Annotated in this window: 13 protein-coding genes; 11 read left to right on the top strand and 2 right to left on the bottom strand. The window is 27.0% G+C overall.

Going from position 1 to position 13,398, the window contains the following annotated elements:
- Nucleotides 1–250: 250 nt before the first annotated feature.
- Nucleotides 251–1,846: a peptide chain release factor 3 gene (locus tag GOM42_RS03265; protein ID WP_003448736.1), complete on the bottom strand. Its 1,596-nt coding sequence runs from the start codon at nucleotides 1,844–1,846 to the stop codon at nucleotides 251–253.
- Between the two features lie 213 nt (nucleotides 1,847–2,059).
- Nucleotides 2,060–2,665: an ATP-binding protein gene (locus GOM42_RS03270; protein ID WP_003448743.1), complete on the bottom strand. Its 606-nt coding sequence runs from the start codon at nucleotides 2,663–2,665 to the stop codon at nucleotides 2,060–2,062.
- Between the two features lie 375 nt (nucleotides 2,666–3,040).
- On the opposite strand from GOM42_RS03270, the gene yidA reads away from it, so the two are divergent.
- The 11 genes from yidA to GOM42_RS03325 all read left to right on the top strand — a co-directional run bounded on the left by yidA (nucleotide 3,041) and on the right by GOM42_RS03325 (nucleotide 13,391).
- A complete protein-coding gene (gene yidA / locus GOM42_RS03275) occupies nucleotides 3,041–3,841 on the top strand; it encodes a sugar-phosphatase (protein WP_003460506.1) in 801 nt (266 codons plus the stop codon).
- A gap of 40 nt (nucleotides 3,842–3,881) precedes the next feature.
- Nucleotides 3,882–4,544 carry a sugar transferase gene (locus GOM42_RS03280; protein ID WP_003476898.1) on the top strand — a complete coding sequence of 221 codons (663 nt, stop codon included), beginning with the start codon at nucleotides 3,882–3,884 and terminating at the stop codon, nucleotides 4,542–4,544.
- Nucleotides 4,545–5,459 carry a glycosyltransferase gene (locus GOM42_RS03285; RefSeq protein ID WP_003460502.1) on the top strand — a complete coding sequence of 305 codons (915 nt, stop codon included), beginning with the start codon at nucleotides 4,545–4,547 and terminating at the stop codon, nucleotides 5,457–5,459.
- A gap of 22 nt (nucleotides 5,460–5,481) precedes the next feature.
- Nucleotides 5,482–6,363, top strand: coding sequence for a glucose-1-phosphate thymidylyltransferase RfbA (rfbA, locus tag GOM42_RS03290; RefSeq protein ID WP_011009932.1), 882 nt, complete (start codon nucleotides 5,482–5,484; stop codon nucleotides 6,361–6,363).
- A gap of 105 nt (nucleotides 6,364–6,468) precedes the next feature.
- On the top strand, nucleotides 6,469–7,038 hold the full coding sequence (gene rfbC / locus GOM42_RS03295; RefSeq protein ID WP_003460494.1) for a dTDP-4-dehydrorhamnose 3,5-epimerase: 570 nt from the start codon (nucleotides 6,469–6,471) through the stop codon (nucleotides 7,036–7,038).
- Nucleotides 7,039–7,051: 13 nt separating this feature from the next.
- The gene (gene rfbD / locus GOM42_RS03300) at nucleotides 7,052–7,936 is read left to right on the top strand and encodes a dTDP-4-dehydrorhamnose reductase (RefSeq protein ID WP_011009934.1); all 885 of its coding nucleotides are present in this window, start codon (nucleotides 7,052–7,054) and stop codon (nucleotides 7,934–7,936) included.
- 27 nt (nucleotides 7,937–7,963) lie between these two features.
- A complete protein-coding gene (rfbB, locus tag GOM42_RS03305; protein ID WP_078233386.1) occupies nucleotides 7,964–9,013 on the top strand; it encodes a dTDP-glucose 4,6-dehydratase in 1,050 nt (349 codons plus the stop codon).
- 24 nt (nucleotides 9,014–9,037) lie between these two features.
- Nucleotides 9,038–10,252, top strand: a complete 1,215-nt coding sequence (locus GOM42_RS03310; RefSeq protein ID WP_003448723.1) for an O-antigen ligase family protein — start codon at nucleotides 9,038–9,040, stop codon at nucleotides 10,250–10,252.
- On the top strand, nucleotides 10,249–11,097 hold the full coding sequence (locus tag GOM42_RS03315; RefSeq protein ID WP_003460503.1) for a glycosyltransferase family 2 protein: 849 nt from the start codon (nucleotides 10,249–10,251) through the stop codon (nucleotides 11,095–11,097). The genes GOM42_RS03310 and GOM42_RS03315 overlap by 4 nt, the downstream gene beginning before the upstream one ends.
- Nucleotides 11,098–11,190: 93 nt before the next feature.
- On the top strand, nucleotides 11,191–11,931 hold the full coding sequence (locus GOM42_RS03320; protein ID WP_003448712.1) for a LicD family protein: 741 nt from the start codon (nucleotides 11,191–11,193) through the stop codon (nucleotides 11,929–11,931).
- Between the two features lie 8 nt (nucleotides 11,932–11,939).
- Nucleotides 11,940–13,391 (top strand): flippase, encoded by a 1,452-nt coding sequence (locus GOM42_RS03325; RefSeq protein ID WP_011590273.1) that lies wholly within the window; start codon nucleotides 11,940–11,942, stop codon nucleotides 13,389–13,391.
- Nucleotides 13,392–13,398 lie beyond the last annotated feature (7 nt).

Consider the following 13,398-nt stretch of genomic DNA (forward strand, 5'->3'; position numbering starts at 1 on the left):
CTTTCTTTTACCACTTTAATTAACTTAGTTAATAAAAAATTAATAATTTCATTAAGTTTTTTAGATTTGTTTTAAATTAAATTTCACTTAAGATATAAGATATTATTTAATTAAAAGTAATGTTGCTATAAATTTATCATAGCACATATTTAGTTTAAATATGAACTAAATGTTAACTTGTTAAATGCAAAAAAACACATGATTCTTTAAGAGTTTTCTTAAAATCATGTGTTTTCTTTAAAATAATGTATTAGTCGTTAGATTTACCAACACCTGAAAGTATTATTCCAGGGTTATGATCTATAGCCCATGAAATACCCCAGTCATTTTGGAATATAAGTAGATTTCTATCTTTAAAATCTTTAACTTTCTTTGTATCAGAAGTTAAGTTTAGTGAATCTACATCTATATTATCATTTTCAATCCATCTAACATATCTAAATGGAAGTCTTTCCATTTTTATATCAACATTGTATTCATTTTTTAATCTATATTCTAAAACTTCAAATTGAAGAACACCAACAACACCAACTATGATTTCTTCCATACCGATGTGTAATTCTTTAAATACCTGAATAGCACCTTCTTGAGCTATTTGAGTAACACCTTTTATGAATTGTTTTCTTTTCATAGTATCTACAGGTTTAACTCTAGCAAAGTGCTCAGGAGCAAATGTAGGAATACCTTCAAATTTGAATTTCTTAGGATTTAAACATAAAGTATCTCCTATTGAGAATATACCTGGGTCAAATACCCCTATGATATCTCCAGCGTAAGCTTCTTCAACAACCTCTCTATCTTGAGCTAAGAATTGTTGAGGTTGAGCAAGTTTAACCTTCTTACCACCTTGAACGTGGAAAACATCTTTTCCTTTTTCAAATTTACCAGAACATATTCTCATGAAAGCAAGTCTATCTCTATGAGCTTTATTCATGTTAGCTTGTATTTTAAATACGAAAGCTGAGAATGGTTCAGTCATTGGATCTATTTCACCTATTGATGAATTTCTTGGAAGTGGAGAAGTAGTTAGTTTTAAGAAGTCATTTAAAAATGGCTCAACTCCAAAGTTTGTAAGAGCTGATCCAAAGAATACAGGAGTTAATTCTCCTTTTCTAACTTTCTCTAAATCAAATTCGTCACCAGCTATATCTAATAGTTCAACATCTTCCATTAACTTATTATGTAAATCTTCACCTAGAAGTTCTTTAAATTTAGGATCTTCTAAGTCACCAGTTATAGTTGAAACCTCGCTTTGTCCATGGTTTCCACCATCAAATAAGTGGATTGTGTTTGTAGCTCTATCATAAACACCTTTAAAGTGACTTCCACATCCTATTGGCCAATTCATTGGGTAAGATTTTATACCAAGTTCACTTTCAATATCTTCTAGAAGTTGGAATGGATCTCTAGTTTCTCTATCCATTTTGTTTACAAAAGTAAATATAGGAATTTCTCTTAATGAAGCAACTTGGAATAATTTTCTTGTTTGATCCTCAACCCCTTTAGCTCCATCTATAACCATAACAGCTGAGTCGGCAGCCATAAGTGTTCTATATGTATCCTCTGAGAAGTCTTGGTGACCAGGAGTATCTAGTATATTTATACAATATCCACCATAGTTAAATTGCATAACAGATGAAGTAACAGAGATACCTCTTTGCTTTTCTATTTCCATCCAGTCAGAAACTGCGTGTGTAGCAGCTTTTCTAGCCTTTACAGAACCAGCCATTCTAATAGCTCCTCCATAAAGTAAGAATTTTTCAGTAAGAGTAGTTTTACCAGCATCAGGGTGAGATATGATGGCAAAGGTTCTTCTTTTCTCTATTTCCTTAATTAAATCGCTCAATCTAATTTCCTCCTTAATTTTTTTATGTATATTAAAATATTAACTATTTTCCTTCATTAATATATATAAATATGAAAGATTAAGAAAATAATTGTTTTATCTCTTAAATAGCCTAGACTATTATATCATAAAATAACTATCAAATTAATAAATACTTTTAAGTAAAAAAATAGGTCATATTCTTAATCTTTAATATGACCTATTTTATATATTTTATTTTGAATTTTTCTTTTTAAGTTCTCTCATAGTAGGTAGTGCGTCTTTATTATCTAATCCAACAATAGATAGTATTTGTTTAGCTCTATCTTTAGTTGAACCTTCTATAGTTGTGTATTTAACATTTTCACTATCTAAGAATTGCTTTAATGCATTATCAACTGCAGAGGCAGTTGATTCATCTTGCCATCTAACACCATCTTGAGTATAACCAAATTCTCTAGGAACAAAGAAGATATGATCATACTTTTGAAGATCTTTAAGAGCTAAATGGTAAAGATCTTTTAGTATTTCAATTTCTTTTTCAGATCTTTTTTTATCACCTAGCATAAATCTTCCATATATATATGGTACAAAAGTTGCATAATCTGTTAAAGCATAATCAAATTGATTTAATGATTCTTCTAAACGAAGTTGTCCTAAATAAATACCGTATTGTTCAGAAATAGTTTCTATCATACCTTTTTCTTTAAGATATTCTGTACTATATTCAGTTGCGGCTCCAACATCTAAGCCTCTGATTTTAAACTCAACATAAAGTTGTTGTATTAAAGTAGTTTTTCCACATCTTGGACCACCAAGTATTGCAATTCTAACTGGCATATTGACCCCCCATTAAATTATATATTTACAGTAAGTAAAATAGAGAAATAATTTGTTTTTAAGAATTAATTTATTATATACATTAAATCAAAATTTCTAAATAAATGACAAATTTCATTATATCAACATGATAGAAGTATTTCAATATTTTAAATTCCTTAAAATAATTAATAAAAACTTTATAATATATTAATGATACAAACAAATTATTACAATTTATTTGCAATAATTTGAAAAAAAGCAATGATATGATATAATCTTAAATGTATATGTCAAAAAATAATGAAATAGTATAATAATTTTGATATAATTACCTAGTATAAAATAAAGAAAAATTTAACATATATTTGTAAATAAAGTTTAAGAGGTGAATTAATGTATAAATTAGTAGCTATAGATATGGATGGAACTTTATTGAAAGAAGATAAAACTGTATCTGAAAAAACTAAGGAAGCAATAAAGAAAGCTAGAGAAAAAAATGTAAAAGTAGTTTTAGCAACAGGAAGACCAGTAGATGGAGTAAAAAGATATTTAGAAGAATTAGATTTATGTCATGATGATGAGTATGTTTTAACTTTTAATGGAGCTATAGTTAAGGAAGTTGGACCTGATAGAGTAATTTGTAGAGATACTTTAAAAGGTAGCGATTTAAAATATTTATATGAAATAAGCAAAAATGTTGGAGTTAATATACATGCTTTTTCTAATTTTGGCTGTGTAACTCCTAAGATGAATAAATATACAGAATTAGAAGGTAGAATAAACGGAATAGAAGTTTGTGAAGCTGATTATAATGACATAAAAGAAGATGAAGAAATAATAAAGATAATGATGATTGATGAACCAGAAGTTCTAGAAGAAGGAATTAAGAAGTTACCAGAAGAAGTATATGAAAAATATACTGTAGTAAGAAGTGCTCCTTATTTCTTAGAGTTTTTAAGTAAGACTTGTAATAAAGGAGAAGGGGTTAAATCTCTAGCTGAAAGCTTAGGTATAAAAAGAGAAGAAGTTATAGCAATTGGAGACGCTGGAAATGATCTTCATATGATAGAGTATGCAGGCCTTGGAGTTGCTATGGGAAATGCTTTTGAAGAAGTAAAAGAAAAAGCTGACTTTATTACAAAAAGTAATGAGGAAGATGGCGTAGCTTTTGTTTTTGAAAAATTTGTTTTATAGATTTTAATATAAAAATATGATTAAAGTTAAGGGGGATTTTATGCAAAACATAAATGATATTCCAATTAAATCAGAGTGTAGTAAGGAAAAAAGCTATCTATTTTATAATGTTGCAAAAAGATGTTTTGACTTAATATGTTCGTTAATTGCGTTAATATTATTTTCACCAATATTTTTGATTTTATATATATGGGTGAAGGTTGATTCTAAAGGACCAGCATTTTTTGGGCATAAAAGAATTGGTAAAGACAGAAAATATATAGATGTTTATAAATTTAGATCTATGGTTTCTAATGCAAAAGAGGTGTTTGATAATTTTACACCAGAGCAAAAAGCTGAATTTGAAAAGAATTTCAAGTTAGATGATGATCCAAGAATAACTAAATGTGGAGCTTTTTTAAGAAAGACAAGTTTAGATGAATTACCTCAATTAATAAATATTATTAAAGGAGATATGAGCATTGTTGGACCAAGACCAATAGTAGATAAAGAAGTTGAAAAGTATGGTGAATATGCAGACAAGCTTTTCAGTGTTACACCAGGATTAACTGGTTATTGGCAAGCAAATGGAAGAAGTGACACAACATATGAAGAAAGAGTACAAATGGATATGTACTATATAGATAATAGATCTTTATGGCTTGATATTAAAATAATATTTAAGACGGTTATATCAGTTATAAAAAAAGAAGGAGCTGTATAGATGAAGATATCTATAATTTGTCCATTGTATAATGCTGAAAATTATATAATGAGTTTACACAATAAAATATTAGAACAAGAAAAACCAGAGGGTACAGAAGTCGAAGTTTCATATGTTTTAACTAGATGTAAGGATAAAACAGAAGAAATGTTAAAAAATATGAATTTACAATATACACTTATAGAACCAAAGGATTTTTCACATTCAAAAACTAGGGAGATGATGGCTTTTAAGTCAACAGGAGATATTATAGTTTTTATATCACAAGATGTAATGATGAAGAATAACTTTTGGCTTAAAAATTTAGTACAACCTATTATAGATGGGGAGTGTGAAGCTTCATTTAGTAGACAACTTTGTACTAATAATACTATAGAAAAATATATAAGAGAAAAGAATTATCCTGAAGAATCAAGAGTGGTTTCTAAAAAGGATATTAATAAATATGGATTATTAACATTTTTCTATTCAGATGCATCATCAGCTGTTAAAACAAGTGTATATAAAGAGTTAAATGGATATGACAATAAAAGACTTTTAATAAATGAAGATATGTATTTTGCTGAAAAGCTTATACAAGCTGGATATAGAATAAAGTATTGCTCAGATTCTGAAGTTTATCATTCTCATGTATTTACTCTTAAATCATTGTATGAAAGATACTTTGATACTGGAGTTTTCTTTAGACAAAACTCACAGTTCCTAAATTATAAAGGGAATAAGAGTGGTAAAGATTTAGCTATTCATGTATTAAAAAGATCATTAGAAGATAAAAACTTTAAGGTTACATTAAATATATTACCTAATTTTGGAGCGAGATTTATTGGAAGTTTCTTAGGAAAGAAATATGAAAGTTTACCTAGAAGTTTTGTTATGGCTTCTTCAATGAGTAAAAAGGTATATAGTCAAATTTAGGATTAAGGTAGAAGGTGAGAAGATGAAAGGAATTATATTAGCTGGTGGAAGTGGGACAAGATTATATCCAGTAACAAAGGCAATGTCAAAGCAAATGGTACCAATATATGATAAGCCGATGATATATTACCCAATGTCAGTATTAATGTTAGCTGGAATAAGAGAGGTATTAATAATATCAACAGAAAGAGATTTACCTAATTTTAAAGAGTTATTTAAAGATGGAAGTGAATTAGGTTTAAATATAGAATACAAAGTTCAAGAAGCACCAAATGGACTTGCAGAAGCATTTATAATTGGAGAAGAATTCATAGGAGATGACAATGTAGCTATGATTCTAGGAGACAATATATTCTATGGACAAAACTTCTCAAGTAATTTAAAGGAAGCCGCTGCTTTAGAAAAGGGTGCTATGGTATTTGGATATTATGTTCAAGATCCTAAGGCCTTTGGAGTAGTAGAATTTGATGAGAATGGAAAGGTAATTTCTTTAGAAGAAAAGCCAGAACATCCAAAATCAAAGTATGCAGTTCCAGGACTTTATTTCTATGACAATACAGTAATAGAAAAGGCAAAAGGATTAAAGCCATCTGCAAGAGGAGAACTAGAAATAACTGATTTAAATAGATTATATATGGAAGAAGGAACTTTAAAAGTTAATTTATTTGGTAGAGGAATGGCTTGGTTAGATACAGGAACTCATGCTTCAATGTTACAAGCATCTAACTTTGTTGAAGCTGTTCAAAATACTCAAGGTACATATATAGCTTGTTTAGAAGAGATTGCTTATAGAAAAGGATGGATTTCTTCAGAGAAGGTATTAAACTTAGCTAAACCATTAATGAAAACTGGTTATGGTAAGTATTTAGTTGATATAGTTGAAGAGTTAGAACAAAAAAAATAATAGAGAGATATTAGACGATTATATAAATTTACATAATATAACAAATTCTTATATTATGTAAATTTTTTTGAACTTTATATACAATTTATTGAAAGTGGTGAAAAGATGAGTAACTTTAAATTTATAGAAACAAAAATAAAAGATTTATATATTATAGAACCAAAAGTTTTTGGAGATGAAAGAGGATATTTCATGGAAACATATAGTCAAAAAGCTTTTGAAGAAGCTGGACTTACTATGAAATTTGTTCAAGATAATGAATCAAAATCTAAAAAAGGTGTTTTAAGAGGATTACATTTCCAAACTAAACATACTCAAGGAAAGCTTGTTAGAGTAACTCAAGGAGAGGTTTGGGATGTAGCTGTAGATTTAAGAAAAGGATCACCTACATTTGGACAATGGGAAGGTGTTCATTTAAGTGCAGAAAATAAAAGACAATTCTACGTTCCAGAAGGATTTGCTCATGGATTTGTAGTTTTATCTGATGAAGCTGTATTTAACTATAAATGTACAGATTTTTATGCTCCAGAATATGACAGTGGACTTCTTTGGAATGATAAATATGTTAATGTAGAATGGCCTTTAGAAGGAATAGAAGAAATAATCTTATCAGAAAAAGATAAGAAACAAAAAACTTTAAAAGAATTAGATATTCCTTTTATATATGAAGGTTAATAGGAGGAAGTCTATGAAAATATTAATAACAGGTTCAAATGGACAATTAGGAAATGAACTTCAATCAATAATAAAAAGTGGAAAAGCAGAAATAGGTTCAGTTAGTGAAAATATAAAAAACTCAGAAGTTATTGCTTTAGATGTTGATAAATTAGATATAACTAGCTTAGAAAATGTTAAAAATGTACTTAATGAAGAAAAACCAGATGTAGTAATAAACTGTGCAGCGGCAACAAATGTTGACGGATGTGAAAGTAATGAAGATTTTGCATTTAAAGTTAATTCTTTAGGAGCAAGAAATTTAGCTATGGTTTGTGAAGAAATTGGAGCTAAATTAGTTCAAGTTTCAACAGATTATGTATTTAGTGGTTTTGGTGAAAAACCATTAACTGAGTTTGATTTAACTGCACCTTATAGTGTTTATGGAAAAACAAAACTTTTAGGTGAAAATTATGTTAAAGAGTTTTGTTCAAAATATTATATAGTTAGAACCGCTTGGTTATATGGATATGTGGGACATAACTTTGTTTACACAATGATGAGACTTGGAAAAGAAAAAGAATCATTAAATGTAGTTAATGATCAAAAAGGAAATCCAACTCACGCAAATGATTTAGCATATCATATATTAAAGCTTATAGAAACAGAAGAATACGGAATATACCATTGTACAGGAAAAGGGGAATGTACTTGGTATGATTTTGCTAAAGAAATAATGGAGTTAGCTGGCAATAAGTGCATTGTTAACCCATGTACTTCAGAAGAATATAAAACACCAGCTAAAAGACCAGAATATTCATCATTAGATAATATGATGCTTAGATGTACAATTGGTGATGAAATGAGAGATTGGAAGGAAGCTTTAAAAAGCTTTTTTGAAAATCAACAAAATCAATAAAAGTTATTAAAGTTAGGAGAGAATTAAATGAAAACTTACTTAGTTACAGGTGGAGCAGGATTTATAGGATCTAACTTTGTATTATATATGTTAAAGAAATACGAAGATATAAAAATAATAAACTTAGATAAATTAACTTATGCAGGAAACTTAGAAAACTTAAAATCAATAGAAAATGATGAAAGACATATATTCGTTCAAGGAGATATATGTGATAAAGAATTAGTTTCAAGTTTATTTGAAAAATATGAAATAGACTATGTAGCTCACTTTGCAGCAGAATCACATGTTGATAGAAGTATAAGAGAGCCAGAAGTATTTGCTAAAACTAATGTATTAGGAACAGTAAATTTACTTAACTGTGCTAAAAATGCATGGGAAACAGAAGAAGGATGGAAAGAAGGAGTTAAATTCCTACATGTTTCAACAGATGAAGTTTATGGTTCATTAGGAGAAACAGGATATTTCATGGAAACAACACCATTAGATCCACATAGTCCATATTCATCAAGCAAAGCAAGTTCAGATTTAATGGTTAAGGCTTATGCAGATACATATAAAATGCCAGTAAACATAACAAGATGTTCAAATAACTATGGACCATTCCAATTTCCAGAAAAACTTATACCACTTCTAATAAATAACTGTTTAAATCATAAGGATTTACCAGTTTACGGAGATGGAATGAATATAAGAGACTGGTTATTCGTTGAAGACCATGCAAAAGCAATCGATATGGTAATAAACGGGGGAAGACTTGGAGAAGTTTACAATGTTGGTGGACATAATGAAAGAACTAACATACAAATAGTAAAAACAGTTATAGAATACTTACATGATAATGTAGATGAAGAAATAACTGAAAACTTAATAAAGTATGTTGAAGATAGAAAAGGTCATGATAGAAGATACGGAATAGATCCAACAAAGATAAAAGAAGAGTTAGGATGGTATCCAGAAACAACTTTTGAAGTTGGAATAAAGAAAACAATAAAATGGTACTTAGATAATAAAGAATGGATGGAAAATGTAACATCAGGAGATTATCAAAAATATTATGAGAAGATGTATAGATAATAAATTGAATATAGGAGATAATATATGAATTTAAGAAATAAATCAAACACAAAGTATGAACTTTTTATATATTTTGTGCTATTCTCAATATTTATTAGAGACTTTAAAATATATATACCTCTATTTGTACTAAATATATTATATGTTATATATCTTATTTTTAAAAAAGAGATACATATAAATTTAAAAAAATGGAATATTACTTTAGCTTTATTTATAATATGGACAGTTATAAATACTATAATAGCAAGTTTTATTTTTAAACATCCTGTATATTATTCAAATGTTATAAAACTTTTGCTTAATATGAGTTTTCTATTATCAACATATTTTGTTGTAGATGGAACAAATATGAAGTTCCATAAGAAAACTTTAGTTAGATTTTTAGAGTTTATAATATTGATTAATTTTATACAAATTATATATATTTATTTTGATGGCAAGTTATTTAATGATTTTTTTAGTGGCGCACTAACAGAAAGTTCTGATGCAGCTTATACAATCAGTAGTTATCATAATATAATTGGAGCAGAAAATAAGAATATTTGGGCTACTAAGTTTGCATTAATATATATGATATACCTTTACATATGTGCCTTCGATAATTTTAATATAAATTTAATTGAAAAAATAAGTTTTATAATTTTAGGGATAGTAACAGTTGTACTTTTATTAAGCAGAACTGCTCAAGTAGCTATAATAATACCGATAGTATTTTTAGCTTTTTATAGTATGAGAAATTTAAATTATAAATATAGAATAGGTATATATGCAGTAAGTGGAATTTTATTCTTGGGAGCACTGTTTGTCTTTTTTGATAAATTTTTCCACTTAGAGTTTAATATGACAGATGGTGGCTTTACAAGATTATATATATGGAAAGAATTTATTATAAGCGTTTTTGATACTCATTTTATAGTAGGTAATGGTATAGGATATAGTGCTTATTTCATTCAGGATATATTAGGAAGGTTTGAATCAAATCTTCATAACGTATTTCTTAATATATTTTTTGAACTTGGAATAATAGGAATTGTTCTTTATATTACCTTTATAATTCAATTTTTTAAAGATTTTATTACAAGAAAAAATATATTGAAAAATTTATTTATGATAATATTTCCTATGTTAGCCATAGTTTGTTTACAATACTTAGGATATGATAATGATTTAGTAGTAACTTTAACACTATTAATTATAATAAATATGATTATGAAGAAAGATGAGCAAAGAATATGATTAGAAAATTTTCATTGATAATGGCTACCTATGGGAGAAAAGATGAAGTAGGGTGTTTTCTTGAAAGTCTAATGAATTCAAATTATCCAATGGATAAAGTTGAAGTAATCATTGTTGATCAAAATAAAGAAATAGACTTAGAGCCCATAATTAGTAAATATAAAGAAAAAATAAAAGTGGTTCACATAAAATCTAATGAAAGAGGATTAGCTTTAAATAGAAATAAGGGGTTAGAGATAGCAACTGGAGATATAATAGCTTTTCCAGATGATGATTGTGAATATCTAGTAGATACCCTTAATATAGTTAATAATTACTTTGAAAATGAACATTGTGACTTATTAATGGGAAGAATTGTTGAGCGTAATGGTGAAGATTCACTTAGGGAGTGGCCTAAAGAGAAGATAGAAATAAATAAAAATAACTTTTATACAAAGTGTTCTTCAGTAACTATGTTTTTAGATAGTAAAAAATGCTTTGTAAAATTTAATGATCAATTAGGAGCAGGTAAATATTTTGGAGCTTGTGAAGATGCAGATTTGATATATAAAAACTGTAAAAAGGGTCTAAAAATAATATATAATCCAGAACTTCAAATATATCATCCACATTATGATTCAAATAGCAATATGGATGATAAGAAAATATATAGTTATGGTTTAGGATTTGGTGCAATGGTAAAATCAAATTTTGATTTTTCTATGCTAATATTATTTATTAAGGCTGAGGGATATCATTTCTTAAAATCATTAATATATTTAATAACATTTAAGACAACTAAGTCAAAAAGAAGTTGGCTTGCTTTTAAAAGTAGAATAAAAGGATTTTTTGAATATAAAAATTAACCATAAAGCATAAAAGAATTTTGAAATATAAAATTCTTTTATGCATTTATAATATAATTTGCTTATGAAATAAGAGATTTTTAGGAGATAGTTATGAGTAAAGTGAAAAGAAAATTAAAGAACATAGTAAGAAATATTATGTTGAGTGAAACTTTTGCAAATACAAATTTAGTAAAAAATATGAGGAAAAATCATAAAGAGAAATTAGAAGAAGGAAGAAGAGTTTTATTTAAAGAGCATGCTAAAGATTGTTTAGAAACTATAAAGGAAAATTTAGATAAGAATAATCTTCATTTTTGGCTTGATTATGGAACTTTGCTTGGAGCTATGAGAGAAAAGGATTTTATAGCACACGATTTAGATATAGATTTAGGAATGTTTTACGAAAATCAAGTTGAAGAAGTAGAAAAAGCTTTTAAAGAAGCTAATATAAAAAAAGTTCGTGAATTTACTTTAGATGGTAAGGTAGTAGAGCAAACATATAGCTATAAAGGGTTATACTTTGATATATTTTACTATTTTAAAGATGAAAATCTTATGTGGACATATGGATTTACTTTTAAAAATAATAAACTAAATAAAGTTAGTTATAAAGATAAGGATGTATCAACTGGCTTTGAAGGAATGAAGTATTTTGTTAAGAAGAGAGGCCTTGAAAAAATCATGTTTAAAGGAAAAGAATATACAGTTCCTGAAAATCCAGATGGTTATTTAAGAGAAAATTATGGACCAAATTATATGACACCTATAAAGGAATGGGATTATGTAGAAGCACCAACAAATCAAGAAAAGTTAAAGGGTGGAGACATAGTAATGATAGAATATTATAATTAGGAGGAACTATGAGTAAATCAATATCGAAAAATATAATATTTAAATTCTTATTAAATATTTTTAATGTAGTAGTTCCAATAATTATAGGTCCTTATGTATTAAGAGTTTTAGGACCAGACTTAATGGGAACAATAAACTTCTCCCAAACAATATATGGATACTTTTTCATATTTGCAGGTTTTGGAGTATATCAATATGGTTTAAGAGAAATAAGTAGAGTTAGAGACGATAAAAAAAAGCTCTCACAGGTATATACCAGTCTATTTACTCTAACCTTTATAACAAATATACTTACAACAATTGGGTATGTATTATTTGTTCAGTTTAACTATTCTGGAACAGAAATATATGTTGCTTGTATGATATTAACTTTTAATTTATTAGCTAATATCTTTTATACTGAATGGGTAAATGAAGGATTAGAAAACTATGACTTCATAACAATAAAAACTATTATAATTAGAATTGTTTATGTAGTATTTTTATTTATACTTGTTAGAAGTGCAAATGACTTAAAAGAATATATGATTCTTTTAGTTTTATCAACATTTTTAAATAATATTGTAAGTTTTATATACATAAGAAAAAGAATACCTTTTGATTTTTCTGACTTAAAATTATTAAGGCATATAAAACCTATGTTTTTAGTTGTTATATTATCAAATGCCAATGTATTATACACTCAACTTGATAGATATTTTATAGGAGAGTATATAAATATGGATTCTGTTGCTTATTATACAACAGCGCAAAATATAAGTAACATAATAAATACCTTGTTGCTTACAGTTATTTATGCAACTATTCCAAGAATGTCAAATTATATAGCAAATGAAAATCATGATGAATATAAAGGTTTATTAGATAAAATTTCTAAAATGTATTTTATAGTTCTTTTCCCAGCTGCTATAGGTATGTTGGTTTTAGCTAAAGAGGTAATTCTTATATATGGTGGTAGTAAGTATTTAGATGCTATACCAATGCTTAAGGTTTTTGCTATATATATAATTACTTTAGGATTTGAGACCATATTAAGTAATCAGGTTATGTATATAAGAGGAAAAGAGAAAGAACAAGTAAAGATAACATTTATAGGGGGAGCAGTAAACCTAATATTAAATGTAACATTATTATGGACAGGTTATTTCAATGGAACAAATGCAGTAATAACAACAATGCTAGCTAATATAGTCGTTATTATATTAGAATACTTATATATAAAATTTGTTATGAACTTAGATTTTAACATTTTTAGCCTAGATAAGATGAAGTATCTAGCAATATCATTATTATTTATACCTATAACTTATTTTATAGGAAAATTTATAAGTGGAGTTATACTATTTACTTTAGCAGTAATGATTATAAACCCATTAGTTTATTTCTTGATTTTACTAGTTATTAAAGATGATTGTTTATTAGAAATAATAAATAAATTTACTAAAAAATTAAAAAGATAAAAAATAA

This window comes from Clostridium sp. 16K-1-R1 (assembly GCF_023921145.1).
In the GTDB taxonomy this organism is placed as follows: Bacteria; Bacillota; Clostridia; order Clostridiales; family Clostridiaceae; genus Sarcina; species Sarcina perfringens.